This window comes from Streptomyces pristinaespiralis (assembly GCF_001278075.1).
Classification (GTDB): domain Bacteria; phylum Actinomycetota; class Actinomycetes; order Streptomycetales; family Streptomycetaceae; genus Streptomyces; species Streptomyces pristinaespiralis.
In genome coordinates this window covers 3209933-3234702 of record NZ_CP011340.1, presented here as the reverse complement: position 1 = coordinate 3234702, position 24770 = coordinate 3209933, and the positions used below count along the sequence as shown (strand labels likewise).

The following is a 24770-nucleotide window of genomic DNA, read 5'->3' as shown; positions in this document are numbered from 1 at the left end:
AATGCGGCGGACCCGGTCCCGGCAGGCGTCCGGAGCGAGGGGTACGGGGGCGGAGCCCGGAAGAACCGTGCGCGGCGCCGTCTCAGGCGCGGCGGACCGCGCAGAGGAGACCGTCGCCCACCGGCAGCAGGGTCGGCAGGAGTTCATGACTCTCACGGACCGCCCGCAGCAGCTCACGCACGCGCAGGACCTCCGCCGGCTGAGCCGCGGAGTCGACCGTACGGCCGTCGGCGAAAACGCCCTCGAAGCAGACGAGTCCGCCCGGCCTCAGCAGGCGCAACGATTCAGCGAGGTAGTCGAGGGACTCGGTGCGGTCGCCGTCGCAGAAGACGAGGTCGTAGCCGCCGTCCGCGAGCCGCGGCAGGACGTCGAGCGCACGGCCGGGGATGAAGCGGGCGCGGTTCCCGGCGAAGCCGGCCGCCCGGAAGGCCTCGCGGGCGAACTGCTGGCGTTCCGGCTCGAGGTCCACCGTGGTCAGGACGCCGTCCGGGCGCATGCCGTGCAGCAGGTAGATGCCGGAGACTCCCGTCCCCGTCCCGATCTCTGCCACCGCCTTCGCGTCGGCGGTCGCGGCCAGCAGTCGCAGGGCGGCGCCCGTGCCCGGGGACACCGAGGGCAGCCCTGACTCCCGGGCCCGGTCCCGGGCCCAGCGCAGAGCGTCGTCCTCGGCGACAAAGGCGTCGGCGAACGCCCAGCTCGTCTGCTGGTTGGCGGTTATGACCCTCTCCTGTCCCCGTAGTTGGCGCGACGCTGACTGTATCCGCTGGGCCCGGGAACCCGCAGATGGGACCGGTCGTTGTTGAGGCAGAGGGAAGCGCGTGGAGCGGGGCCCGGATGCCGGTTCCAAATCCACGTAAAGATTCTTATCCGGAGCTAACGGGCGAGGTGGCTATGGTAGGGGCTCCGCTGGACACCACCAGAGCCGACAGGGGAGGTGCGGCTGCACCTGCGGATCGGGGAGGAGTGCTGAGGCGCCTTCTCAGGTCGGTGGGTGAGCCGAAATCCGTGACCAACACTGCTGACCGTTCTACGCCCTCCGACTCCGTCACCACGGCGACCTTCGCATCGGATGCGGAATCGCAGGCCTGGACTCCTCCCACGTGGGAGGAGATCGTCAGCACGCACAGCGCACGGGTCTACCGCCTCGCGTACCGCCTGACGGGTAACCAGCACGATGCCGAGGACCTCACACAAGAGGTCTTCGTCCGCGTCTTCCGCTCCCTGTCGACGTACACGCCCGGCACCTTCGAGGGCTGGCTCCACAGGATCACCACCAATCTCTTCCTGGACATGGTCCGCCGCAAGCAGCGGATCCGCTTCGACGCTCTGGGCGACGACGCGGCAGAGCGTCTGCCCAGCCGGGAGCCGTCGCCGCAGCAGGTCTTCAACGACAGCCACTTCGACGCGGACGTCCAGCACGCGCTGGACACCCTCGCGCCCGAGTTCCGCGCCGCCGTGGTGCTCTGTGACATCGAGGGCCTGTCGTACGAGGAGATCGCCGCGACGCTGGGCGTGAAGCTCGGCACCGTCCGCAGCCGCATCCACCGCGGCCGCTCCCACCTGCGCAAGGCACTGCAGCACCGCTCCCCGGAGGCGCGTGCGGAGCAGCAGCGCTCGCTGGCGGGCGCCGTGGGCCTCGCGGGGGAGGGTGGACCGGCGTGAGCGGCACAGGTCCGACTCCTGCGGAACAGCATCTGGGGGACCGGCTGGCCGCACTCGTCGACGGTGAGCTGGAGCACGACGCCCGCGACCGGGTCCTCGCGCACCTGGCCACCTGTCCGAGATGCAAGGCCGAGGCCGACGCCCAGCGTCGTCTCAAGAACGTCTTCGCCCAGGCCGCACCGCCGCCGCTCTCCGAGGGGCTGCTCGCGCGGCTCCAGGGGCTGCCCGCAGGTCCGAGCGCCGTAGGCGACGACGACGAACCCGGCCCCTTCGGCGGCGGACGTGCCGCCGGCGGGGTGTTCGGAGCGCTGAACCCGTCCGCGGGAAGACCGCGCGACCCTCGCGCGGAGACGTTCGGCTACGTCCCCGGCGGGGCCCACGCGGCCGTTCTGCCCGGTGGCGGCAGCGGCTTCCGGATCCACGAGGTCGGCCGCGCGGAGGCTGAGCGCTCGCCGTGGCGCGGCAGGCGGTTCGCCTTCGCGGCGGCCAGCGCCGTGTCCTTCGCCGCCATCGCCCTGGGTGGCGCAGTACCGCTCGACGCCGTCGGTGAATCCGGTGCGCGCGGGCAGGGCGGCGGCAACAAGGTGACGCCGCTGCGCACGTCGTCGCCGACGACCGCCGCGAACAGCACGACCCCTGGATCCGGCGGCGGTGCGACCACGTACCGCAGCACGGACGGCGACCGCCGCCGAGGCGGGAGCGGCCAGACCAGGCCGGGCTCCGGGCCGGTGATCGCCGCAGTGCCCGGCGAGCCCGGTGGCCAGGACCTCAACCGCCACCTCGGTGTCTCGCCGCTGTCCCACGCCTCCTCGACGACGCCGTTGATACGTCCGACGGCAGCGGCGCCGCTCCACCTGGCCGCCGCCCCGGCGATCGGGCCTGTGGCCACTCCCGTGCCCAGGCATCTGGCTGCCCCGTCGCAGCCTGCCCCGCCGCCTTCGCGCTGACCGGCACCGGGCACCTGAGCAGGACCCGACCAGGACCCTGCGCGCCGATTCGCAAACCTGGTTGAATCTCAGCGGGTGCCCGCGGGGGCGCCGCAGCGGCCGGCAGTTTGCGGGGAGAGCATGGACGACGGGAAGCCCACCGGACCCAAGGCGAAGTGGTGGAGCCGCCCCGACAAGGGGCGCGCGGTCCCCTCCGAACAGGAGGCAGCCGTGCCGGAAGAGGCTCCCGGGGCCCGGGACGCTTCATCGGTGGACGCATCACCGGCACCGGACACGGACCGGGCGGACGCACAGCCGGACCGGGCGACGGTCCCTGCGCCCGCTGACGCGCCCGTACCGGCTCCCGCCGAGGCGGCGGCCCCTGCGCCGGCCGAGGCCCCCGCGGGTGCGCCCGTACCGGCTGCTGCCGAGGTGACGGCCCCTGCGCCGGCCGAGGCCCCCGCCCAGGCGCCGGTGGACGTGCCGGCGCCGGTGGACGCCACAGTGCCCGCAGCGCCCGCCGCATCCGTCGCCACGGCCCCGAGGCCCCAGCCGCTGCACGAGCCTGATCCCTACAGCACCCCGCCGTACGGCGGCCCCGGGCCGTGGGCGCCCGCCCCTCCTGTGCAGCGCCCGGTGGCGACGCCTGCCCACGGCACGCCGCTGCCTGCCCAGTACGCGACGGCCGGCACCGCGAGCGCCGGCTACGCGCAGCAGCCGCACCCGCACCCGGACCACCAGCACCAGCACCAGCACCACCCCCAGCCCTCGCACCCGCACCCGCATCCGCAGCCCGACCCCACGGTGCCGCCCGCCGCGGCCACCCTGGCCGGTCCGCCTCCCGCTCCGGAGCGACCGCAGCCGCTGTCCTCCGTCTGGCTCCGCTACGACCCCTGGAGCGCGCCGGGAGCGCCGCTCACCCACCACGGTGAGCCGGCCGCCCCCCGCAGGCGCCGGCGCGGCCCGCTGCTGGTCGGAGCCCTCGTCGTCGCGCTCCTCGCGGGCGGTACCGGCGGAGTCATAGGGGCGTATGTGGAGCGCAACGGCGGTGTGACCCGGATCGAGCTCCCGCAGGCCGGCCGCGAGAGCACCGACCGCGCACCCGACAGCGTCGCCGGCATCGCCGCGAGCGCTCTGCCGAGCGTCGTCACCCTGCACGTCAGCGGCGACGCGGAACAGGGCACCGGAACCGGCTTCGTGCTCGACGAGCAGGGCCACATCCTCACCAACCACCACGTCGTCGACCCGGCCGGCGCCTCCGGTGACATCTCGATCACCTTCAGCGGCGGTGAGACGGCCAAGGCCACCCTCGTCGGCAAGGACAGCGGCTACGACCTCGCCGTCGTCAAGGTGACCGGTGTCGGCGGCCTGAAGCCGCTGCCCCTGGGCAACTCCGACAACGTCCGGGTCGGTGACCCCGTCGTCGCCATCGGCGCACCGTTCGACCTCCAGAACACGGTCACCTCCGGAATCATCAGCGCCAAGGAGCGGCCGATCACCGCCGGCGGCGAGAAGGGTGACGGCAGCGACATCAGCTATGTCGACGCCCTGCAGACCGACGCACCGATAAACCCGGGCAACTCGGGCGGCCCGCTCGTGGACGGCAAGGCCCGGGTCATCGGGATCAACAGCGCCATCCGTGCCGCGGACACCGGTGCGGGCGCCGACGGGGCCCAGGCCGGCTCCATCGGACTCGGCTTCGCGATCCCCATCAACCAGGGCAAGCGCGTCGCTGAGGAGCTGATCAACACCGGTAAGGCCACGCACCCGGTGATCGGGGTCAGCCTCGACATGAAGTTCGCCGGGGACGGGGCCCGCGTCGGTGACAAGGGCCAGGACGACTCCCCCGCCGTCACACCTGGCGGTCCCGCGGACAAGGCGGGCGTCGAACCCGGTGACGTCATCACCGAGGTCGACGGCCGGCGGGTGCACAGCGGAGAAGAGCTGATCGTGAAGATCCGCGCACACCGCCCCGGTGACAAACTGGAGCTGACGCTGCGTCGCGGCGGGGACGAGCGGACGGTGACGCTCGTGCTCGGCTCCGCGGACAGCTCATGACCATCTCGGCGCTGCCCGGAAGGTACCGGGCCGACAGTTTCGCCGGGTACCGTGGACCGGACCCGGATTCCGGCCGGTCCGCGGACCGTGGCGGGCACGAGGAACGCAGCGAGCACGGAGAACACGAGGAGCAGCAAGGTGTTCAATGACATAGGCGCACTGGAGCTGGTGGCGCTCGTGGTGCTCGCCGTGCTCATCTTCGGCCCCGACAAGCTGCCGAAGGTCATCCAGGACGCCAGCCGCTTCATCCGGAAGGTCCGCGCGTTCTCCGAGAGCGCCAAGGAGGACATCCGCAGCGAGCTCGGGCCCGAGTTCAAGGACTTCGAGTTCGAGGACCTGAACCCGAAGGCGTTCATCCGCAAGCAGCTCGCGGAGAACGAGGACCTCAAGGAGCTCCGCAGCAGCTTCGACCTCAAGAAGGAGATCAACGAGGTCGCCGACGCCGTCAACGGAACGGAGCATTCGGGTGTGTCGGACACGTCCGTGCCCGCCGCGGTGAACGGTTCCTCCTCCGGCGGCCCCGACCTGCTCAAGAAGGGTGAGACGCCCGCCCGCGACGACCGCCCGCCCTTCGACGCAGACGCCACCTGAGCACTGTCAATCCCTGCGAGCGGGGACAGGGTGGCTATTCTCCATCTGTCCGGCAGTGAGGACGCCCGAGGGGGGCGGGTCCGCTGCAGGTGTGAAAGACGGAGAGGCGGCCGGGTACATGTCGACGACGAGCCGGGTGACGGAGCAGCAGGGGACGGCGGGCGAAACGCCGGACCAGAGCGGCTACAGATCCCGCACGGCGCAGGGGGACACGGCTGCCCGGCGTGCGGCGGAGGGCTTCAAGAACGCCGCCTTCCCCTGGTACGCGCTGGACGAGGCCTTCACCGGTCCCCGGCGCCTGATGCAGGTGGGCACCGCCGCCGACGGGACGGTCCAGCACGGGGCGATCGGTCACGGCGACGAGCCGACGATACGGTCCGAGACGGCAGGCACCGAGAAGGAGCGTTTCGCCGTCGTGGTGACCGTCGCGGCGAACCCGGTCAGACGCAGCGGCGACGGCACGGGGGTGCTGGAGGCCACGACCGTCTCCTCGGCCGCCTGGCTGGCCGGCTCGGGCCTGCTGGCCCACACCTGGCCCGAGAAGCTCGACCACTCGCTGCGTGACGACTGGCTCGACCAGCAGACGGAGACCGCCTTCGAGCTCGCGGACGATCTGAGCGGCCCCGAGTGGTCGACCCTCTCGCTGCCGGTCGACGGGGTACCGACGTCCTTCCACTACCGCGAGTCGGAGTTCGGCTGGGTGCTGGCCGGCACGACCGGGGCCGGAGTCCACATCGGCGCGTACGGGCGCGGGATGAGCGCCTACGGCCTGGGGTTCTCGGTGGTCGCCAACCCGGCCGCGTACGTGCGCTGACCCGTGTGCGGGGTGACTCCCGTACGGGCGCGACCGGGCGGTCACGGACCCGAAGAGACAGCGAGGGCGCCGCTCGGGTCGAGCGGCGCCCTCGGTGCCGGTGGGGGCGAGTGCCCCTCCGGTCAGAACTTGTTGCGCGGGGTGATGCCCAGCGACATGCCGGACAGACCGCGCTGACGGCCCCCGAGCTTGTCCGCGATCGCGCGCAGCGCCGAACCCGCGGGGGAGTCCGGGTCCGTGATGACGACCGGCTTGCCCTCGTCGCCGCCCTCGCGGAGCCGCACGTCGATCGGGATGGAGCCCAGCACCGGCACCGTGGCGCCGGTCGTCTTCGTCAGGCCCTCCGCGACCCGCTGACCGCCGCCGCTGCCGAAGACGTCGACCATCTCGTCGCAGTGCGGGCACGGCATGCCCGACATGTTCTCGACGACGCCCACGATCTTCTGGTGCGTCTGCACCGCGATGGAACCGGCCCGCTCGGCCACCTCGGCGGCCGCCTGCTGCGGAGTGGTGACGACGAGGATCTCCGCGTTCGGGACGAGCTGGGCGACGGAGATCGCGATGTCGCCCGTACCCGGCGGGAGGTCGAGCAGCAGGACGTCCAGGTCGCCCCAGTACACGTCGGCGAGGAACTGCTGAAGCGCCCGGTGGAGCATCGGGCCGCGCCACACCACCGGCGCGTTGCCCGGCGTGAACATACCGATGGAGATGACCTTCACGCCGTTCGCGGACGGCGGCATGATCATGTTCTCGACCTGGGTCGGACGCCCGTCCGCACCCAGCATGCGCGGCACGCTGTGACCGTAGATGTCCGCGTCGACGACGCCGACCTTCAGACCGTCCGCCGCCATGGCCGCCGCGAGGTTCACGGTCACGGACGACTTGCCGACGCCGCCCTTTCCGGACGCCACCGCGTACACCCGCGTCAGCGAACCCGGCTTGGCGAACGGCACCTCGCGCTCGGCGGTGGTGCCCCGCAGCGACGCCGCGAGGTCCTTGCGCTGTTCGTCGCTCATCACGTCCAGCGTGACCTCGACCCGAGAGACGCCGTCGACGCGGGCGACCGCCTCGGTCACGTTCTTGGTGATCGTCTCGCGCATCGGGCAGCCCGAGACGGTGAGGTACACCGTGACGGCGACCGTGCCGTCGTCCCCGATGTCGACCGACTTCACCATGCCCAGGTCGGTGATCGGTCGGTTGATCTCGGGGTCGTTCACCGTCGCCAGTGCCTCGAGCACCGCGTCTTGTGTAGCCATACGGAGATGGTACGGCTCCGGCCACCGCCTGCGGAAAGGCCGTCAGCGGTCGTCTTCGTCACTACCGCCGGTGCGCTCGTGCGGGGAAGGGACCCGGTGCTCGTCCATCTCCCTGACCAGATCCTCCAGCTCGGAGCGGATCCAGTCCCGCGTCGGCACCTCGCCGAGGCCCATCCGCAGCGCCGCGATCTCCCGGGTCAGATACTCGGTGTCCGCGATCGAGCGCTCGTTCTGCTTGCGGTCCTGCTCCAGATTGACCCGGTCGCGGTCGTCCTGCCGGTTCTGCGCCAGCAGGATCAGGGGCGCCGCGTACGACGCCTGGAGCGACAGCGCGAGGGTCAGGAAGATGAACGGGTACTCGTCGAAGCGCAGCGGGGCGGGGGCGCTGACGTTCCACACCACCCAGGCGATGATCGTCAGGGTCATCCAGACGAGGAACCGGCCCGTCCCGAGGAACCGTGCGATCTTCTCCGAGAGACGCCCGAACGCCTCCGGGTCGTAGTCGGGCAGCAGACTGCGGCGCGGGGCCCGCGGCAGGTCGAGCCGCACCCGGGTCCGCGGGGCGGCGCTCGCCCCGGCCGGCATACGGCCCTGCTGTTCGAACCGGTCGGGCGGCCCGGTCTCGCCGCTACCCATGGGCGGATTCTTCGAACTCGGTCTCGCGCCAGTCGTCGGGCAGCAGGTGGTCCAGTACGTCGTCGACGGTCACGGCGCCCAGCAGCGACCCGCTCTCGTCGACGACCGGCGCCGCCACCATGTTGTAGGCGGCGAGGTGCTGGGTGACGGTCCGCAGCGGGGTGCCGGGCGACAGCGGTGGCAGGTCGCTGTCCACGATCGAGCTGACCAGCGCGAACGGCGGGTCCCGCAGCAGCCGCTGGAAGTGCACCGTGCCCAGGTACTTCCCCGTCGGGGTCTCGTCGGGCGGCCGGCACACGTACACCTGCGCGGCGAGCGCGGGGGACAGGTCCTGCTGACGCACCCGGGCCAGGGCGTCGGCCACCGTGGCGTCGGGGCGCAGCACGATCGGCTCCGTCGTCATCAGTCCGCCCGCGGTGCGCTCCTCGTACGCCATCAGCCGCCGCACGTCCGCCGCGTCGTCGGGCCGCATCAGCGTCAGCAGCCGTTCCTTGTCCGCCTCCGGCAGTTCGGACAGCAGGTCGGCGGCGTCGTCCGGGTCCATGGCCTCCAGGACGTCGGCGGCCCGTTCCTCCTTGAGCTTGCCGAGGATCTCCACCTGGTCGTCGTCGGGCAGCTCCTCCAGCACATCGGCCAGGCGGTCGTCGTCGAGCGCCGCGGCCACCTCGGCACGCCGCTTGGGCGACAGATGGTGCAGCACATTGGCCAGGTCGGCCGGACGCAACTGCTCGAAGGTGGCCAGCAGGCTCTCCGCGCCCTGACCGTGCTCCTCGAGCGAGAAACCGGTGACGGCGGACCACTCGAGGGTCAGCGTCTCGCCCTTGCGGCGCAGCGCCCCGCCCTTGCCCTTGCGTACGAACACCTTGTCGATCTCCCAGTCTCGGCGGGCGGGTAGCTGCTGGATCGCCACGTCGAGGACGGTGACCTCCTCGCCGCTCTCCACCAGGCGGACCCGGCGGTCGAGCAGTTCACCGAGCACCAGCCGCTCGGTGGGACGCTGCTCGAAGCGGCGCACATTGAGCACACCGGTGGTGATGACCTGGCCCGACTCGATGCCCGTCACCCGGGTCATGGGGAGGAAGATCCGGCGGCGGCTGATGACCTCGACCACCAGGCCCAGCAGCCGCGGCGGGCGGCGGCCGACGCGCAGCATCGCCACCAGGTCGCGTACGCGCCCCACCTGGTCGCCGTTGGGGTCGAAGACGGGCACGCCGGCGAGGTGCGAGACGAAGACCCGCGGGGCGCCTGCCGCCATGTCCGCCCCTCCTCCACTGCCGGTCACTTCTGCGCCGAAATTGCTGGTTCCGGACCGTTTCAGGCTAGCCGGTACCGATCCGGGCCGCTCCCGGCCGACGGCCGTACGGCTGCCTGCTACGCGTGCATCCCGCACGGGTACGCTGCGGTCTGCCATTCCCCACAGATGAGAGGCAGTGCGCTTGTGACTCCCCTCCCGCCGGCCGGCCGAGTGCGCCGCGCCGGGCTCTCCGCGGTGCTGTGTGCCGGGCTGACCATGGCCCTCGGTGCGTGCGGCGAGGACCCGGACGCGGGGACCAACGGGGTCGGGAAGCTGTCGGCGGAGGAGATCGAGACCAAGGCGCGGACGGCGGCCGACGCGGCGGCGTCCGTACGTCTGTCGGGCACCCTCGTGAGCAAGGGGGGCACCTACAAGCTGAACATGCGCCTCAAGCACGACGGTGGCACCGGCTCGCTGACGTCCAAGGAGAACGCCTTCGAGCTGCTGAGGATCGGCGACACCCTTTTCCTCAAGGCCGACGCCGGCTTCTGGAGCCACGCGGACGGTGACGAGGACAAGGAGCCGAGCGAATCGGACCTCGAGGCGGCGAAGAAGCTGGCCGACAAGTACGTCAAGGTCCCCAAGGGCGACCCCTCGTACAAGCAGTTCCGCGGCTTCACCGACATGGATGTGCTGCTCGACGGGCTGCTCGGGATGGAGGGCGAGCTCAGCAAGGGCGACCGGACCCGCGTCGGCGGAGTACGCACCATCAAGGTCACGGCGGGCGAGGGCGGCCGGGGCGGTGTGCTGGACGTGTCGCTGGAGGGCAAGCCGTATCCGCTCCAGTTCACCCGGGCCGGCGGCGCGGGGGTGCTCACACTGGGCGACTGGGACAAGGACTTCCCGCTGGCGGAACCGTCGAAGGGCGAGACGGTCGACTACGGCAAGCAGCTCCCGAAGTCCTCCGAGCAGAGCTCCTGACCTCCGGGCGGAGCGCCTGCGGTCCGGCCGTCAGGGAGCATGCTCCGGCCGGCGCGGGCGGATCAGCCGCGGCGCCCCCGCCGCTTCAGCAGGAGCCGCGGCAGGGCCGCCGGAGCAGCCCGGCGGGTCGTCGCGGCGGTCGGCAGCGGCGCGGCCGCCAGTGAGCCGTCGGGCAGGTCGGTGACCGCGTCCCGCGGTTCGAGGCGCAGCACCCGGCATTCGCGCGCCCAGCGCTCGGCCATCCGCTCCGCGTCCGGCGCGTTCAGCCGCTTCCCCTTGAGCTCGCCGACGGCGGCCTCCCACGCCTCGGAGTGCGGGGCGAGCTCGCTCACGCGGGCCGACCAGGCGACGAGCCTGCCGCCCTTGTCCTTGCTGCGGACGGTGACCTCCGCGTCCCCGCCGTCCACCAGACCCGGCAGCGGCTGCTCGCCCGGCCCGTCGCCGACGATGTACGCGGCGCCCTCGTGCCAGACGTGCCACAGGGCACGCGTGTGGCCGGCGCCGCGCACCCAGATGAGGCCGGACTTCTTCGTGGCCTCCTCGACGAGCGCCCGGCCGAGCAGATGCGATGTCATGCCTGCAGCCTATCGACCGGGTCCCGTACTACAGCCAGCCGTTCCGCTTGAGCGTGCGGTGGATGGCGAAACAGACCACCGCGATGCCCGTGAGCACCAGGGGATAGCCGTACTTCCACTTCAGCTCCGGCATGTGGTCGAAGTTCATGCCGTAGATGCCGCAGACCGCCGTGGGGACGGCGATGATCGCCGCCCAGGAGGTGATCTTGCGCATGTCCTCGTTCTGGGCGACGGTCGCCTGGGCCAGGTTGGCCTGGAGGATGGAGTTCAGCAGCTCGTCGAAGCCGATGACCTCCTCCTGCACCCGTGCGAGGTGGTCGGCGACGTCGCGGAAGTACTTCTGGATGTCGGGGTCCACGAGCCGCATGGGCCGCTCGCTCAGCAGCTGCATCGGACGCAGCAGCGGGGAGACGGCCCGCTTGAACTCCAGCACCTCGCGCTTGAGCTGATAGATCCGCCCGGCGTCGCCACCGCGCGGGCTGCCCTTGGCAGGCGCGGAGAAGACGTCGATCTCCACCTCGTCGATGTCGTCCTGCACGGCCTCCGCGACCGCGATGTAGCCGTCGACGACATGGTCGGCGATGGCGTGCAGCACCGCGGAGGGGCCCTTGGCGAGCAGCTCCGCGTCCTTCTGCAGACCGTGCCGCAGGGCGCGCAGCGATCCCTTGCCGCCGTGCCGGACCGTGATGACGAAGTCCCGGCCGGTGAAGCACATCACCTCGCCGGTCTCCACCACCTCGCTGGTGGCGGTGAGCTCGGCGTGCTCGACGTAGTGGATCGTCTTGAAGACGGTGAACAGGGTGTCGTCGTACCGCTCCAGCTTGGGCCGCTGGTGGGCGTGGACCGCGTCCTCGACGGCCAACGGGTGGAGCCCGAACTCCGCGGCGATACCGGCGAATTCGGACTCCGTCGGCTCGTGCAGGCCGATCCAGGCGAAGCCGCCGCCCTCCCGCACCCGCAGCATCGCCTCATGGGGCGTCAGGCACGCGGTGCTCTCGAGGCGCCGGCCGTCACGGTAGACGGCGCAGTCGACGACGGCGCTGGAGGCGGAGGGGTCACGGGTGGTGTCGTAGCCGCTGTACGGGGTGCTGCTCTTGCGCAGCGAGGGGCGGACCGCTGCACGCAGGTCACGGATCATCGACATGGCTGGCTCCTTCACGGAGAGGCCGTCGGCGGTGGCGTGGCACAGCCCGGAATGGGGACGTGAGTCGTACGTCCGCAAAGCGGGCGGCACCGCGGGAGCGCGGTGACGGCGTTCGCTACAGACAGGCAAAAACGAAGTGCTCGCGCTCTTCCGTCGTGCGAAATGCCGTGGGGCCCCGTGCGGGAAAGGCCTCAGTACACCGGAGTCCGGTTCGTCGGGTCAGGACCGGCGAAGGGAACGGTGCCGTGCGGAAGAGCTGCTGGTACTGCACGATCGACTTCGATCCACCGCAGCCTCACCTCCTCCGGCCGGTCCCCCGTGAGGGACGACGTGTCGTCGGGACTTGAAGGCAACACTTCTGTGTCCGTCCCGACCAGCGGCCAAGCCTATCAGCCGACTACGGGTCAATCCCTGTGTTTGCCCGCTCCTTACGCGTTTTATGCTCGCGACATGGAAGACGTTCTCGCTCTTGTCGAAGCCCGGCTCCGCAGCGCCCTGGGGGAACCGGACGCACGCGCCGCGGTGACCTTCCTGGGCACCGATCGCATCGAGGTGCTGCGCTTCCGGGACCGGGACGGCGACAAGGACATCGTGCGCTACGCCACACTCGGCATGTCCGCACACCCGATGACCGACCCCACGGCGGCACTCGCCGATCCGGTGAAGGGCCCCCGTGCGGAGCTGGTGCTGACCGTGCGCGCCGGGCTCGCGGACACCGACAAGGTGCTGCGTCCGCTCGCGGTGCTGGCCGCGTCCCCGCAGGTGGAGGGCGTGGTCGTGGCCCCGGGCGCCTCGCTCGACGTCGGGGAGGCGCTGTGGCCCTCCGCGCCGTTCAGTTCGGTGCTCGTCGCGGAGCCGGGCGGGCTGGTGGAGGACCTGGAGCTGGGCGACCCGATGGACCCGGTGCGCTTCCTCCCGCTGCTGCCGATGACGTCGAACGAGGCGGCGTGGAAGAGGGTGCACGGTGCGGCGGAGCTCCAGGAACGCTGGCTCACGCACGGGACGGATCTGCGCGATCCGCTGCGCCGGTCCGTGACGCTGGACTGAACCACCCGGCGGTTCAAGCGGATTCACCCTGCCGTTCAAGCGGATCGGCGAGAGCGCGGGCGTGTGACGAGGTTTCAGGTCGCGCCTCTGCGCATCCCGTTCCGTCCCCCTCACCAGCACGGCCGCCACGTGGAGCCGGTCGTTGCTCCGCTCGGGGGACTTCTTCCCGGTCCGGAGGTTCGGCGCCCGCCGGCCGTCGTATTGCCTGATAAGTGATTCCTGCATCTATTCTCACCGGCCCGGAGGCGCGCTCCGGACGGGTGATCGTCCTTGACGCGGCGTCCACCGGAGAGGACCGTTGACCCTTATGAGGGGCGAACCCAGTTGCCCGAAGTGCGGTGGCCGGGTGAGGGCGCCCGGTCTCTTTGCCGACTCCTGGCAGTGCGATGTGCACGGCGCCGTGCACCCGCTGCAGCCGGTGATCCCGCCCAGTGTCGAGGCCCTCGGTGTCGTGGTGCACCGCGCGCAGGTCCCCGTGTGGATGCCCTGGCCACTTCCGGTCGGCTGGCTCTACACCGGCGTCGCCTACGCGGGCGACGACCGCAGCGGTGGCCGGGCCACGGCCGTCGCGTGTTCCGGCCCGGGGCCGCTCGGCGGCATCGGAGAGCTGCTGCTGATCGCCGAGGAGCTGGGCGTCGGCCTCGGATCCCGTTACGCCGGTATCGACGGGCCCGACCCGGGACCGCACATCGACGTCGACAAACCACCGCAGGCCAAGGTGCTCGCCGCCGGCCGGCCCACCCCGCTGTGGCACGTCAAGGGCGTGCCGGACGACCGGGCGGTGTTCGCCGGCGAAGCGCGGGGCCTGTGGCTGTGGGCCGTGGTCTGGCCCGAGCAGTCCGGGCTGCTGATGTACGACGAGCTGGTCCTCACGGACCTGCGGGACGCGGGCGCGGAGGTCGAGCTGCTGCCGTGCGGGGCCCTGTCGCCGCGACTGCTGTCCTAGGGCTTCGTCTCGCTCACTCGTGCGGCAGGGCGTGCTTCCGCGGCAGTTATCCTGAGGTGTCCCTGTCCGCCCCGAGCCCCGGAGTCACGCGTCGTGCGCATCGACCTGCACACCCACTCCACGGCCTCGGACGGCACGGACACCCCGGCCGAGCTGGTGCGCCACGCGGCGGCCGCCGGTCTGGACGTCGTCGCCCTCACCGACCACGACACCACTCGCGGCCACGCGGAGGCCGCCGCGGCCGTCCCGGCCGGCGTGACTCTCGTCACCGGGGCCGAGCTCTCCTGCCGCCTCGACGGCATCGGCCTCCACATGCTGGCGTACCTCTTCGATCCCGAGGAGCCCGACCTGCTGCGCGAGCGGGAGCTCGTCCGCGACGACCGGGTGCCGCGCGCCCGGGCGATGGTCGGCAGGCTTCAGGAGCTCGGCGTGCCCGTCGAGTGGGAGCAGGTCGCCCGTATCGCCGGGGACGGCTCCGTCGGCCGGCCCCACATCGCCGAGGCCCTCGTCGAGCTCGGCGTGGTGCCCTCCGTCTCCGACGCCTTCACGCCCCTGTGGCTGGCCGACGGCGGCCGGGCGTACGTGGAGAAGCACGAGCTCGATCCCTTCACGGCGATCCGCCTGGTCAAGGCCGCCGGCGGGGTCACCGTCCTCGCCCACCCGTTCGCCGTGAAGCGCGGTCGCGTGGTGCCGGAGGCCGCCGTCGCGGAGCTCGCCGCGTGCGGCCTCGACGGCATCGAGGTCGACCACATGGACCACGACGAGGCGACCCGCGCCCGGCTGCGCGGCCTCGCCCAGGAGCTCGGGCTGCTGACGACCGGCTCCAGCGACTACCACGGCAGCCGCAAGACCTGCCGGCTCGGTGAATACACCACCGATCCCGAGATCTACGGCGAGATCACCCGCCGTGCCACCGGGGCGTTCCCGGTGCCGGGCACGGGCGGAGCCGTTTCCTAGGGCATTCCCGCCCCGGCTCCACGTCACCGGGCTCACGCCACCGAGGACATGCCCTCACCCCCGCCTGCCCACTCGTACGACCCTCTCCCGCAAGGCCCTCACTGTGTTCGACGCTGCCGTTTTCGGCTCCCTGTTCCTGACCCTCTTCGTCATCATGGATCCCCCCGGGATCACGCCGATCTTCCTCGCCCTCACCTCCGGGCGCGCCACCAAGGTGCAGCGCCGGATGGCCTGGCAGGCCGTGGCCGTCGCCTTCGGCGTGATCACCGTCTTCGGCATCCTCGGTCAGCAGATCCTCGACTATCTGCACGTCTCCGTCCCCGCGCTGATGATCGCCGGCGGGCTGCTCCTGCTGCTGATCGCTCTGGACCTGCTCACCGGCAAGACCGACGAGCCCAAGCAGACCAAGGACGTCAACGTGGCGCTGGTGCCGCTGGGCATGCCGCTGCTGGCGGGCCCCGGCGCCATAGTCTCCGTGATCCTCGCCGTGCAGCACGCGGACGGAGCGGGCGAGCAGGTCTCCGTGTGGGCGGCGATCGTCGCCATGCATGTGGTGCTGTGGCTGACCATGCGTTACTCGCTGGTGATCATCCGCCTGATCAAGGACGGCGGCGTGGTCCTGGTGACCCGGCTCGCCGGCATGATGCTCTCCGCGATCGCCGTGCAGCAGATCATCAACGGCGTCACCCAGGTCGTCCAGGGCGCCTGAGCGGCCTGCCCCGAACGCAGCACGCCCCCGTACGGTTCGTCCGTGCGGGGGCGTCGTGCGTCGTCGAGCGGGCGGGCGTTATGAAGCGGCGTCGGTGTCGGCGGGCCGGATGTAGATGCGCTGGCCGGTGTAGGCGGCCTGCTGCACGATCCGATTGACGGAGGCGGCGTCCACGACCGTGCTGTCGACGGCCGTGCCGTCGATGTCGTCCAGTCGCATGATCTCGAAGCGCAAGCGCTTCTCCCTTCGTCTGATCCTCCTGCAGGAGAACTGAGTGGCTGACGGACGGGTGTCCCCGTCCGTGTACACAGGTGTCAACGGGATGCATCCTGCAAACATTCCCTACGCTAAGGAAATTTTTCGGATGCCTAACTACTGGCGAGTAGCGCTCCGGACACGGACAATGAGCCCCGTATGAACGACGCAGAGATCAACCAGATCGCAGGCCGCCTGGAGCGCACCAATGAGCTCCTGCAGCGGATGCTCGCCGAGGTCGCGAAGACTCCCTCCACCCATGCCATCTTCGTCGACGCCGGTTACGTCTATGCAGCGGCCGGGTTGCTTGTAGCGGGCACGGAGGACCGGCGCTCCTTCGACCTCGACGCGGAAGGCCTGATCGAGGCCTTCATCGACAAGGCGCGCACGATCTTCGCCGACAGCCGGCTGCTGCGGGTCTACTGGTACGACGGCGCCCGGCGCCGTATCCACACCTCCGAGCAGCAGGCCATCGCCGAGCTGCCCGACGTCAAGGTGCGCCTCGGCAACCTCAACGCCAACAACCAGCAGAAGGGCGTCGACTCCCTCATCCGCACCGATCTGGAGTCCCTCGCCCGGCACCGCGCCATCAGCGACGCGGCGCTCGTCGGCGGCGACGAGGACCTGGTCTCCGCGGTCGAGGCGGCCCAGGGATACGGGGCGCGGGTCCATCTGTGGGGCATCGAGGCGGGGGAGGGACGCAACCAGGCGGAGCCGCTGCTGTGGGAGGTCGACAGCCAGCGCACCTTCGACCTCGACTTCTGCCGTCCCTACATCACCCGCAGGCCGGTGACCACCTACGAGAACGAGGGCTCACCGCCGCCCTCACGCGACGAGGTGCGTTTCGTGGGCGCGCAGATCGCCGCGACCTGGCTGGTCGAGCGGGGCCGCACGGAACTGGCCGAGCTGCTGCCCGGCCACCCCTATCTGCCCGGCTCCGTCGACCAGGACCTGCTCAACGAGGCGGAACGGCGGCTCCAGCGCTCGCTGCGCGGGCACGCGCTGCTCCGGCGTGCGCTGCGCGACGGTTTCTGGCAGCACCTGCAGGCCCAGTACTGACTGCTGCTTCACCGGCTGCTGCTCACCGCACGTCGACCGGGAGCCGTACGGATCCGCGACCCGCAGGGACACGGACTCAGTGCTGATCCCAGAACCGGACGAGCGCCGCGGCGGTCTCCGCAGGGCGGTCGGTGTTCGGGGAGTGCTCGGCGCCGGCCACCACCGTCCGGTGCGCGCCCAGCCGCTCCGCCATCTCGTCCAGCAGCGGCACCGGCCACGTGTCGTCACGTTCGCCCGACAGCACATGTGTGTGCGGCGGCCGTACGGCGGCGAGTTCGGCGACCCTGTCCGGCTCGGTCGTCAACTGCCGTCCTGTGGCGAGGAGCTGGGCCGGATTGTGCAGCAGCCATCGCCGTCGCAGGTCCTCACGGTCCTCCGTGGCCTCCTCCGCCGCGTCCTCCGGCGCGTCGAAGGCGAGGATCGCCTCCCACACCTGGTCCATCCGCATCACCGCGAGCGCGTCGCTCAGGAGCTTCACCCGCTGCTGCTGGGCCGGACTGATCTGCGCCGGACCGGACGACATCAGCGTCAGCGTCACGAACGGTGAGGCGTCCATGAGGACGGCGGCGCGGGCGATCTGGCCGCCGAGCGAATGCCCCACAAGGTGCAGCGGGCCGCCCAGTGCTGCCGCCTGGGCCAGCACGTCCCGCGCCAACTCGTCCTGCGCGTAGGCGGCCTGGTCGGCAGGGCCGGCCGTCTCGTACTGGCCGCGGCCGTCGACCGCGACGGCGCGATAGCCCGCCGCGGTCAGCGGCTCGAGCAGCGCGATGAAGTCCTCCTTGCTGCCCGTGTACCCGGGCAGCAGCAACGCGGTGCCGCGCACGTCCCCGGACGGCCGCGCGTCCAGTACGGCGAACGCGCCGCGCGAGGTGGAGAGCGCGCGGGGAAGTGCGCAGACGGGCGGGACGAAGGTGGGCGGCCGGCTCATGCGGACGAGGCTAACGCGGGGGAGGCGGCATGGGGACGGCCGGGGCCGCCGTGCGGGCGTGTTCCCCTACCCTGCCCCTGCCCGGACCGCGCCGCGCGCGGTGCCTGCGACGTCCCCCCGCCCTGGCGGCCGTGGCAGACGCCTTCGGCCGGATCCTCCCCGCCGGAGCCGGGACCCCCGATCAGGGCAGTGGGAAACACAACGGCCCGGCCCCTCCCGGGGCCGGGCCGTGATGAGTTGCGTGGGCGTCAGCTCTCCGGCTGCGCCACCGCCTTGCGCGTACGCGTCCGACGCGGCTTCGCCTCCGGCTCCACCGAGGCCTCGGCGTTCACCGCGGTCTCGGCAGCCACCGCCGCCTTGGGCTCCGCGGCCTTGCGGGCGCGGGTCCGGCGGGGCTTGGCCTCGGGCTCGGCCGCGACCTCGACGGCCTCTACCGTGTCGACGGTCTTGCGGGCGCGGGTCCGGCGCGGCTTGGCCTCGGGCTCGGCCGCGACCTCGACGGCCTCTACCGTGTCGACGGTCTTGCGGGCGCGGGTCCGGCGCGGCTTGGCCTCGGGCTCGGCCGCGACCTCGACGGCCTCTACCGTGTCGACGGTCTTGCGGGCGCGGGTCCGGCGCGGCTTCGTCCCGGCGTCGGCCTCGACGGTCGCGGCCGCCTCGGCCGTGTCGACGGCCTTGGCCGTACGCGTCCGGCGGGGCTTCGCCTCGGTCACGGTGGCTTCGGCGGTGTCGACCGCCTTCACCGCACGCGTCCGGGTCCGGCGCGGCTTGGTCTCAACGACCGTCTCCGCCTCGACCGTCCCGGTGCCGGCTGCGGCGGTGTCGACAGCGTCGACCGCCTTCGCGGCGCGGGTGCGGCGACGCGGCTCGGCCGCGGCCGCGGTCTCCGCGACCGCGACGACCGCCTCGGCCTCGGCGACGACGGCCTGCGCGGCACCGCGGGTACGGCGGCGGCGCGGCTTGGACTCGGTCTCAGCCTCGGCCTCGACGACGGGCGCGGTCTGCTCGACCGTCTCCATGACGGCCGTCGCCTCGGCGGACGCCTGTGCGCCCACGCGGGTACGGCGGCGGCGGCGCGGCGTGCGCGGCTCCGAGGACGCCTCGCCGGCGGCCTGCTCGGGAACGACCGCCTCGGTCACTGCCGTCTCCGCCGTGGACTCCCCGCCGCGGGTGCGGCGACGCTGACGCGGCGTACGGGTACGGGCCGGGCGCTCCTCGCGGGCGGCCGGGGCCGACGCGGTCCGGCGGCCGCGGCCACCGGTCTCACCGAGGTCCTCGACCTCCTCCGCGGACAGACCGGCGCGCGTGCGCTCGGCGCGCGGCAGGACACCCTTGGTGCCGGCCGGGATGGACAGCTCCTCGAACAGGTGCGGCGACGTGGAGTAGGTCTCCGGCGGGTCCGGGAAGCCCAGGTCCAGCGCCTTGTTGATGAGCTGCCAGCGCGGGATGTCGTCCCAGTCGACCAGGGTCACGGCGGTGCCGGACGCCCCCGCGCGGCCCGTGCGGCCGATGCGGTGGAGATAGGTCTTCTCGTCCTCGGGCGACTGGTAGTTGATGACGTGCGTGACGCCCTCGACGTCGATGCCCCGCGCGGCGACGTCGGTGCACACGAGCACGTCCACCTTGCCGTTGCGGAACGCGCGCAGCGCCTGCTCACGGGCGCCCTGGCCCAGGTCGCCGTGGACGGCCCCGGAGGCGAAGCCGCGCTGTGCGAGCTGGTCGGCGATGTCCGCCGCGGTCCGCTTCGTACGGCAGAAGATCATCGCGAGCCCGCGGCCCTCGGCCTGCAGGATGCGCGAGACCATCTCGGGCTTGTCCATGGAGTGCGCGCGGTAGACGCGCTGCGTGGTGTTACGGACGGTCGCGCCCTCGTCGTCGGGCGAGGTGGCGCTGATGTGCGTGGGCTGCGACATGTAGCGGCGGGCGAGGCCGATGACGGCGCCCGGCATGGTCGCGGAGAACAGCATGGTCTGGCGCTTGGCCGGCAGCTGCTGGATGATCTTCTCGACGTCCGGCAGGAAGCCCAGGTCGAGCATCTCGTCGGCCTCGTCGAGGACCAGGGCGCGCACGTGCGAAAGATCGAGCTTCCGCTGGCCCGCGAGGTCCAGCAGACGCCCGGGCGTGCCGACGATCACGTCGACGCCCTTCTTGAGCGCCTCGACCTGGGGCTCGTACGCCCGGCCGCCGTAGATGGCGAGCACACGGACGTTACGGACCTTGCCGGCGGTCAGCAGGTCGTTGGTGACCTGGGTGCACAGCTCGCGGGTGGGGACGACGACCAGCGCCTGAGGGGCGTCGGTCAGCTGCTCGGGCTTCGCCCGGCCCGCCTCGACGTCCGCGGGGACGGTGACGCGCTCCAGCAGCGGCAGGCCGAATCCGAGGGTCTTGCCGGTGCCGGTCTTGGCCTGGCCGATGACGTCGGAGCCGGAGAGCGCGACGGGGAGCGTCATCTCCTGGATGGGGAAGGGGGAAAGGATGCCGACGGCCTCGAGGGCTTCGGCGGTCTCGGGGAGGATCCCGAGATCCCGGAAAGTCTGCGTAGTCAGGGTGTTGCCTCTTCTGTGAGACGCGGCGCGAGGCGAACGCTGGGGGTCGTACCGCACCTGGGTACTGGACCGGCCGTGGATTGGCCGGATGGCGCGGGACCACTGCCGTCGCTCGAGCGCTCGTACCGCTGAGGGGGCCCCTCATCTGCGGTCCTGCGCAACTGTGCGCATGATCCACGTGGAGGGCGGTCGGGGTCGGAGCCGATCGGGCCACCGACCGGGCATCCTCATTCATCAGACGGCCTACCGAGGGCACAGAAGTACTCTGACGCTCAGCAGGCGCATTACCACTGTACCCCGGATTCGCGCATGTGTGTTGGGTGAATTCACGAGAACTGTGTTCCCGCCGCTGATGACCAGGCCCTTCCCCGGTGTGGCGGGCGGGCTATTGTGCCGTCCATGGAGACGCCTGACAACGCCACTGAATCGACCGGTCACACCGGTATCGCCGCCCAGGACTGGGCTGCGGCGTCCGCGGAACCGCAGTACCGTGCCGCCGTCGTGGACCTGCTCGGGGCGCTCGCGTACGGCGAGCTGGCGGCATTCGAGCGGCTCGCGGAGGACGCCAAGCTGGCACCGTCGCTCGGCGACAAGGCCGAGCTGGCGAAGATGGCCTCCGCCGAGTTCCACCACTTCGAGCGGCTGCGCGACCGCCTCACGGCCATCGACGCCGAGCCGACGGCCGCGATGGAGCCGTTCGCCCAGGCCCTGGACGACTTCCACCGGCTGACCGCGCCGTCCGACTGGCTGGAGGGCCTGGTCAAGGCCTACGTGGGCGACTCGATCGCCAGCGACTTCTACCGCGAGGTGGCCGCCCGTCTGGACAGCGACACCCGCGCGCTGGTGCTCGCGGTGCTCGACGACACCGGTCACGGCAACTTCGCCGTGGAAAAGGTCCGCGCGGCGATCGAGGCGGACCCGCGGGTCGGCGGCCGGCTGGCCCTGTGGGCGCGGCGGCTCATGGGCGAGGCCCTGTCACAGGCGCAGCGGGTGGTGGCGGAGCGCGACGCGCTGTCCACGATGCTCGTGGGCGGTGTGGCGGACGGCTTCGACCTGGCGGCGGTCGGCGAGATGTTCTCCCGGATCACCAAGGCTCACACCAAGCGCATGGCCGCGCTGGGGCTGGCCGCATAGGTACGGCTTTCGTCCGGGCAGCTTTCACGAGCGGATTTCCCGTTTTTCACCGGCGCGGGAGAAAGGCTTCGGAAAGGGCCTAAGGGGCGCTTCCCGGGGCCTCGCGTCCCGGAATCGCCCCCGCTGTCCGGTCCGGGGCCCGGTCCGCCGGGCTGTTCGTCGCCGGGCTCGTCCTCCGGCCGTCCTCGGGGCGGCCGGACGTCGTGCGGGCTCAGAAAGGGAACGCGCGGCGCAGTCTGCGGGTCGACGGGCGGATCAGCAGCGAGAGCAGCACCGCCCCGATCGCCACGGCCCCCAGCAGGGTCGCGAGGGTGTACCCGGGCCCGAGGGCCACGTGCGTCACGTACGCGCCGAAGAGGGCACCCAGCGCGCCGGTGGCGAAGACCGCCCTGCGGGAGGGGAGCCGGTCGCCGAGGTGGTGGACCGCCGCCCAGGAGAGTGCGAGCCCGAGCAGGACTGAACCGAGCGATTCCAAGAGCACTGCCGATCTCCTCACGGACGCCGGGCGGGGGCGGGTCGGTCGTAGCCCGTACTACCCGGCGTACACGGAACGCAACCCTCCTACAGGCGGTCGGAGCAGCGCTGAACAGCGGAGGAGGGCCCGGCGGTCGTCCCGCCGGGCCCTCCTCCGAAATGCTTCACCGCGCTCGCCCGGACACCGCCCGGGGCGTGCGCCGCCGTCGCGCCTACAGCGCGCCGAACCCCACGCGCCGCGTGGTCGACTCACCGATGTCGACATAGGCGAGCCTGTCGACCGGCACCAGGACCCTGCGGCCCTTCTCGTCCGTGAGGCTGAGCAGCTGCGACTTGCCGGCCAGGGCCTCCGCCACGACGCGCTCGACCTCCTCGGCGGACTCCCCGCTCTCCAGAACGAGCTCCCGGGGTGCGTGCTGCACGCCGATCTTGACCTCCACGGCTATGTCCCTCCGAACGGTCAGTGCGTTGCGCGGTCAGCCGCGCCGTACGCAGCACACATTAGCCCCAAGGCGGCAGCCGTCAGGCGCCGCCCGCGAACGCCAGGAGCGAACAGGTGGACGCCGGGCCCCCGGCCGGGGGCCCGGTCTCAGTGCTGCTGGTCGGTGCCGTGCAGCGGGAAGCCCGCGATACCGCGCCAGGCCAGCGACGTGAGCAGCTGCACCGCGGTGTCCCGCGGGATGGCCGAGCCGCTGGAGAGCCAGTACCGGGCGACGACCTGGGAGACGCCGCCCAGGCCCACCGCCAGCAGCATCGACTCGTCCTTGGACAGGCCCGTGTCCTCCGCGATGACGTCGGAGATGGCCTCCGCGCACTGCAACGACACCCGGTCCACCCGCTCGCGGACGGCCGGCTCGTTGGTCAGGTCCGACTCGAAGACCAGCCGGAAGGCGCCGCCCTCGTCCTCGACGTAGGCGAAGTAGGCGTCCATGGTGGCGGCGACGCGGAGCTTGTTGTCCGTCGTCGAGGCGAGCGCGCCGCGGACGGCCTGGAGCAGCGACTCGCAGTGCTGGTCCAGCAGCGCGAGGTAGAGCTCGAGCTTGCCCGGGAAGTGCTGGTAGAGCACGGGCTTGCTGACTCCGGCACGCTCGGCGATGTCGTCCATCGCCGCCGAGTGGTACCCCTGAGCCACGAAAACTTCCTGGGCGGCGCCCAGGAGCTGGTTTCTGCGGGCTCGGCGTGGCAGGCGTGTGCCCCGCGGGCGCGCCGCCTCTGTCTGCTCGATGGCTGTCACGCCGCCTCCCAATGTAAGAACAAGCACAGTTCTGACAAGCACAGTTCGGGAAGACACTTCTTCGAACAAGAATTGCCTCGGCCGGCGCGGGGCTCCGCGCGCGCTGTGCGCCGCGCCCGCCATCGTACTTTTGGGTAACCCGGCTGTGCGTCGTGCGGACGCAGGATTTCACGGACCGGACAGTCTCGGAAGCTGCCGGTTCCCGGACCTTGCCCGGACATACCGGGGCAACGGGCCGCAGGTCACCGGTAGTCGTCCTCGTCGAGCTTGACCACACGAGTCTGTTCGACGGCGTCCGCCTCGTTGGCGGCGGCCGGGTCGACGTGGTTCATCGGGTCGTCGCGCTCGGCGCGCACGTCGGTGTGCTGCTCGGCGGCATCGGCCTCGGGGACCTCTTCGTCACGCGTCCCGCTGTTCTCGTTCTCGTCTTCCTGGAATGTCTCGGGATCGGTCGGATCGACTGACATGCGGCACCGCTTTCGATGGAGAGCGTGCTTTTGATACGAGCCTATGAGGTACTGATTCATGGCGCTACGTGGTGATTCGGTGACGAGGTCCGGGTGCCCTTCAGAACGCGGGTGATGTGTGACGCCGAACACATCAAGCACCGCGTGATCGTCTCGTAACATTGCCGCATGTCTTCGACCGAGCTGCCGGGAGCCCGCGCCCTCAGTGCCGCGATGGCCCCGAAGGTCGCGACGGTGCGCGTCGCCGACGGCGAGAAGCTCCGTTCCGTGTCCCTGCCGGGGCTCACGCTGACGGTCCGCTCCCGGCCCCCCGTGCGCGCCGGGCTGCCGCCCGCGTTGTACGTGCACGGACTGGGCGGCTCGTCGCAGAACTGGTCGGCACTGATGGCGCAGCTCGAGGACCGCGTCGACGGTGAGGCGCTCGACCTGCCCGGCTTCGGGGACTCCCCGCCGCCGGACGACGGCAACTACTCGGTGACTGGCCACGCCAGGGCGGTGATCCGTTTCCTCGACGCGAGCGCCCGGGGCCCCGTGCATCTGCTGGGCAACTCCCTCGGGGGCGCCGTCTGCACCCGCGTCGCGGCCGTCAGGCCCGACCTGGTGCGCACCCTGACCCTCGTCTCGCCCGCCCTTCCCGAGCTCCGCGTGCAGCGTTCCGCCGTGCCGACCGCGTTGCTCGCGCTGCCGGGAGTCACCGGGCTCTTCGCGCGGATGACGAAGGACTGGAGCGCCGAACGCCGCACGCGCGGGGTGTTGGCGCTCTGTTACGGAGACCCCTCACGGGTGACGGACGAAGCGCTCCGTCACGCCGTCGAGGAGATGGAACGGCGGATGAGCCTCCCCTACTTCTGGGACGCGATGACCAGGTCGGCGAGGGGCATCGTGGACGCCTACACGCTCGGCGGGCAGCAAGGTCTGTGGCGTCAGGCGGAGCGGGTGCTCGCCCCGACGCTCCTCGTCTACGGGCGCAAGGACCTGCTCATCTCGTACCGTATGGCGCGCAAGGCGGCAGCGGCGTTCCGGGACTCCCGGATGCTGACGCTCCCGGAGGCCGGGCACGTTGCGATGATGGAGTACCCGGAAGCGGTCGCCCAGGCCTTCCGGGAGCTGCTCGACGACTGCGGTAGGAGCTGATCC

25 protein-coding genes and 1 pseudogene are annotated in these 24770 nt (G+C 71.6%); 13 read left to right on the top strand and 13 right to left on the bottom strand.

The genetic code is table 11. From position 1 onward, the window contains the following. Positions 1-82 precede the first annotated feature (82 nt). Positions 83-785: pseudogene (locus SPRI_RS13395) on the bottom strand (O-methyltransferase). A 106-nt stretch (positions 786-891) separates the two neighbouring features. Here SPRI_RS13395 and sigE point away from each other — a divergent pair. From sigE to SPRI_RS13370, 5 genes are all read left to right on the top strand, one after another. Next, positions 892-1662 carry an RNA polymerase sigma factor SigE gene (gene sigE, locus SPRI_RS13390; protein ID WP_182327991.1) on the top strand — a complete coding sequence of 257 codons (771 nt, stop codon included), beginning with the start codon at positions 892-894 and terminating at the stop codon, positions 1660-1662. Then, positions 1659-2609: an anti-sigma factor family protein gene (locus SPRI_RS13385; RefSeq protein ID WP_005312352.1), complete on the top strand. Its 951-nt coding sequence runs from the start codon at positions 1659-1661 to the stop codon at positions 2607-2609. The genes sigE and SPRI_RS13385 overlap by 4 nt, the downstream gene beginning before the upstream one ends. A gap of 120 nt (positions 2610-2729) precedes the next feature. After that, complete coding sequence (locus SPRI_RS13380; RefSeq protein WP_037773817.1) at positions 2730-4646, top strand: S1C family serine protease; 1917 nt, start codon at positions 2730-2732, stop codon at positions 4644-4646. A 138-nt stretch (positions 4647-4784) separates the two neighbouring features. Continuing rightward, positions 4785-5237 carry a sec-independent translocase gene (locus SPRI_RS13375; RefSeq protein ID WP_005312348.1) on the top strand — a complete coding sequence of 151 codons (453 nt, stop codon included), beginning with the start codon at positions 4785-4787 and terminating at the stop codon, positions 5235-5237. Between the two features lie 118 nt (positions 5238-5355). Continuing rightward, a complete protein-coding gene (locus SPRI_RS13370; RefSeq protein ID WP_037773815.1) occupies positions 5356-6051 on the top strand; it encodes a hypothetical protein in 696 nt (231 codons plus the stop codon). Between the two features lie 122 nt (positions 6052-6173). On the opposite strand, the gene SPRI_RS13365 is transcribed toward SPRI_RS13370, so the two are convergent. The 3 genes from SPRI_RS13365 to SPRI_RS13355 are packed head-to-tail and all read right to left on the bottom strand — an operon-like array spanning position 6174 to position 9198. Beyond that, positions 6174-7307 (bottom strand): Mrp/NBP35 family ATP-binding protein, encoded by a 1134-nt coding sequence (locus SPRI_RS13365; RefSeq protein WP_005312343.1) that lies wholly within the window; start codon positions 7305-7307, stop codon positions 6174-6176. Between the two features lie 42 nt (positions 7308-7349). Then, positions 7350-7943 (bottom strand): DUF1003 domain-containing protein, encoded by a 594-nt coding sequence (locus tag SPRI_RS13360; RefSeq protein WP_005312340.1) that lies wholly within the window; start codon positions 7941-7943, stop codon positions 7350-7352. After that, on the bottom strand, positions 7936-9198 hold the full coding sequence (locus tag SPRI_RS13355) for a magnesium transporter MgtE N-terminal domain-containing protein (protein ID WP_037773813.1): 1263 nt from the start codon (positions 9196-9198) through the stop codon (positions 7936-7938). The genes SPRI_RS13360 and SPRI_RS13355 overlap by 8 nt, the downstream gene beginning before the upstream one ends. Positions 9199-9381: 183 nt before the next feature. Here SPRI_RS13355 and SPRI_RS13350 point away from each other — a divergent pair, with 183 nt between their 5' ends. Then, positions 9382-10158, top strand: coding sequence for a hypothetical protein (locus SPRI_RS13350; RefSeq protein WP_005312337.1), 777 nt, complete (start codon positions 9382-9384; stop codon positions 10156-10158). Between the two features lie 62 nt (positions 10159-10220). On the opposite strand, the gene SPRI_RS13345 is transcribed toward SPRI_RS13350, so the two are convergent. Further along, positions 10221-10733: a hypothetical protein gene (locus tag SPRI_RS13345; RefSeq protein ID WP_005312335.1), complete on the bottom strand. Its 513-nt coding sequence runs from the start codon at positions 10731-10733 to the stop codon at positions 10221-10223. A gap of 28 nt (positions 10734-10761) precedes the next feature. Continuing rightward, on the bottom strand, positions 10762-11877 hold the full coding sequence (locus tag SPRI_RS13340; protein WP_005312331.1) for a magnesium and cobalt transport protein CorA: 1116 nt from the start codon (positions 11875-11877) through the stop codon (positions 10762-10764). Positions 11878-12327: 450 nt separating this feature from the next. Here SPRI_RS13340 and SPRI_RS13335 point away from each other — a divergent pair, with 450 nt between their 5' ends. The 4 genes from SPRI_RS13335 (at position 12328) to SPRI_RS13320 (ending at position 15536) form a co-directional block, all read left to right on the top strand. Beyond that, positions 12328-12924: a suppressor of fused domain protein gene (locus tag SPRI_RS13335; RefSeq protein WP_005312328.1), complete on the top strand. Its 597-nt coding sequence runs from the start codon at positions 12328-12330 to the stop codon at positions 12922-12924. 307 nt (positions 12925-13231) lie between these two features. Further along, positions 13232-13870 carry a DUF6758 family protein gene (locus SPRI_RS13330; RefSeq protein ID WP_005312325.1) on the top strand — a complete coding sequence of 213 codons (639 nt, stop codon included), beginning with the start codon at positions 13232-13234 and terminating at the stop codon, positions 13868-13870. A 93-nt stretch (positions 13871-13963) separates the two neighbouring features. Further along, positions 13964-14827 carry a PHP domain-containing protein gene (locus tag SPRI_RS13325; RefSeq protein ID WP_005312322.1) on the top strand — a complete coding sequence of 288 codons (864 nt, stop codon included), beginning with the start codon at positions 13964-13966 and terminating at the stop codon, positions 14825-14827. Between the two features lie 103 nt (positions 14828-14930). Further along, a complete protein-coding gene (locus SPRI_RS13320; protein WP_005312320.1) occupies positions 14931-15536 on the top strand; it encodes a MarC family protein in 606 nt (201 codons plus the stop codon). 78 nt (positions 15537-15614) lie between these two features. On the opposite strand, the gene SPRI_RS38845 is transcribed toward SPRI_RS13320, so the two are convergent. Continuing rightward, positions 15615-15770: a hypothetical protein gene (locus SPRI_RS38845; RefSeq protein ID WP_086025588.1), complete on the bottom strand. Its 156-nt coding sequence runs from the start codon at positions 15768-15770 to the stop codon at positions 15615-15617. Between the two features lie 180 nt (positions 15771-15950). On the opposite strand from SPRI_RS38845, the gene SPRI_RS13315 reads away from it, so the two are divergent. Continuing rightward, positions 15951-16850, top strand: coding sequence for an NYN domain-containing protein (locus tag SPRI_RS13315; protein WP_037773812.1), 900 nt, complete (start codon positions 15951-15953; stop codon positions 16848-16850). Positions 16851-16926: 76 nt separating this feature from the next. Here SPRI_RS13315 and SPRI_RS13310 read toward each other — a convergent pair whose 3' ends face one another. Further along, a complete protein-coding gene (locus SPRI_RS13310; protein ID WP_005312314.1) occupies positions 16927-17778 on the bottom strand; it encodes an alpha/beta fold hydrolase in 852 nt (283 codons plus the stop codon). Between the two features lie 248 nt (positions 17779-18026). Further along, the gene (locus SPRI_RS13305; RefSeq protein WP_053556958.1) at positions 18027-20228 is read right to left on the bottom strand and encodes a DEAD/DEAH box helicase; all 2202 of its coding nucleotides are present in this window, start codon (positions 20226-20228) and stop codon (positions 18027-18029) included. Between the two features lie 495 nt (positions 20229-20723). On the opposite strand from SPRI_RS13305, the gene SPRI_RS13300 reads away from it, so the two are divergent. Continuing rightward, positions 20724-21458 (top strand): ferritin-like fold-containing protein, encoded by a 735-nt coding sequence (locus SPRI_RS13300; RefSeq protein WP_037773809.1) that lies wholly within the window; start codon positions 20724-20726, stop codon positions 21456-21458. A 211-nt stretch (positions 21459-21669) separates the two neighbouring features. Here SPRI_RS13300 and SPRI_RS13295 read toward each other — a convergent pair whose 3' ends face one another. From SPRI_RS13295 to SPRI_RS13280, 4 genes are all read right to left on the bottom strand, one after another. Next, positions 21670-21939, bottom strand: a complete 270-nt coding sequence (locus tag SPRI_RS13295; RefSeq protein WP_037773808.1) for a hypothetical protein — start codon at positions 21937-21939, stop codon at positions 21670-21672. 205 nt (positions 21940-22144) lie between these two features. Beyond that, complete coding sequence (locus tag SPRI_RS13290) at positions 22145-22372, bottom strand: DUF3107 domain-containing protein (RefSeq protein ID WP_053556957.1); 228 nt, start codon at positions 22370-22372, stop codon at positions 22145-22147. A 149-nt stretch (positions 22373-22521) separates the two neighbouring features. Next, positions 22522-23166 (bottom strand): TetR/AcrR family transcriptional regulator, encoded by a 645-nt coding sequence (locus SPRI_RS13285; RefSeq protein WP_005312306.1) that lies wholly within the window; start codon positions 23164-23166, stop codon positions 22522-22524. 242 nt (positions 23167-23408) lie between these two features. Next, a complete protein-coding gene (locus SPRI_RS13280; RefSeq protein ID WP_005312304.1) occupies positions 23409-23633 on the bottom strand; it encodes a hypothetical protein in 225 nt (74 codons plus the stop codon). Between the two features lie 168 nt (positions 23634-23801). Here SPRI_RS13280 and SPRI_RS13275 point away from each other — a divergent pair, with 168 nt between their 5' ends. Further along, positions 23802-24767 (top strand): alpha/beta fold hydrolase, encoded by a 966-nt coding sequence (locus SPRI_RS13275; protein WP_053556956.1) that lies wholly within the window; start codon positions 23802-23804, stop codon positions 24765-24767. The last annotated feature ends 3 nt before the right edge of the window (positions 24768-24770 follow it).

Excerpts from the sequence above, each read along its gene's own strand:
- sigE (WP_182327991.1), top strand. The coding sequence starts at position 892 with ATGGTAGGGGCTCCGCTGGACACCACCAGAGCCGACAGGGGAGGTGCG.
- SPRI_RS13380 (WP_037773817.1), top strand. The coding sequence starts at position 2,730 with ATGGACGACGGGAAGCCCACCGGACCCAAGGCGAAGTGGTGGAGCCGC.
- SPRI_RS13370 (WP_037773815.1), top strand. The coding sequence starts at position 5,356 with ATGTCGACGACGAGCCGGGTGACGGAGCAGCAGGGGACGGCGGGCGAA.
- SPRI_RS13365 (WP_005312343.1), bottom strand. The coding sequence starts at position 7,307 with ATGGCTACACAAGACGCGGTGCTCGAGGCACTGGCGACGGTGAACGAC.
- SPRI_RS13360 (WP_005312340.1), bottom strand. The coding sequence starts at position 7,943 with ATGGGTAGCGGCGAGACCGGGCCGCCCGACCGGTTCGAACAGCAGGGC.
- SPRI_RS13355 (WP_037773813.1), bottom strand. The coding sequence starts at position 9,198 with ATGGCGGCAGGCGCCCCGCGGGTCTTCGTCTCGCACCTCGCCGGCGTG.
- SPRI_RS13345 (WP_005312335.1), bottom strand. The coding sequence starts at position 10,733 with ATGACATCGCATCTGCTCGGCCGGGCGCTCGTCGAGGAGGCCACGAAG.
- SPRI_RS13340 (WP_005312331.1), bottom strand. The coding sequence starts at position 11,877 with ATGTCGATGATCCGTGACCTGCGTGCAGCGGTCCGCCCCTCGCTGCGC.
- SPRI_RS13335 (WP_005312328.1), top strand. The coding sequence starts at position 12,328 with ATGGAAGACGTTCTCGCTCTTGTCGAAGCCCGGCTCCGCAGCGCCCTG.
- SPRI_RS13330 (WP_005312325.1), top strand. The coding sequence starts at position 13,232 with ATGAGGGGCGAACCCAGTTGCCCGAAGTGCGGTGGCCGGGTGAGGGCG.
- SPRI_RS13315 (WP_037773812.1), top strand. The coding sequence starts at position 15,951 with ATGAACGACGCAGAGATCAACCAGATCGCAGGCCGCCTGGAGCGCACC.
- SPRI_RS13310 (WP_005312314.1), bottom strand. The coding sequence starts at position 17,778 with ATGAGCCGGCCGCCCACCTTCGTCCCGCCCGTCTGCGCACTTCCCCGC.
- SPRI_RS13305 (WP_053556958.1), bottom strand. The coding sequence starts at position 20,228 with ATGACGCTCCCCGTCGCGCTCTCCGGCTCCGACGTCATCGGCCAGGCC.
- SPRI_RS13300 (WP_037773809.1), top strand. The coding sequence starts at position 20,724 with ATGGAGACGCCTGACAACGCCACTGAATCGACCGGTCACACCGGTATC.
- SPRI_RS13280 (WP_005312304.1), bottom strand. The coding sequence starts at position 23,633 with ATGTCAGTCGATCCGACCGATCCCGAGACATTCCAGGAAGACGAGAAC.
- SPRI_RS13275 (WP_053556956.1), top strand. The coding sequence starts at position 23,802 with ATGTCTTCGACCGAGCTGCCGGGAGCCCGCGCCCTCAGTGCCGCGATG.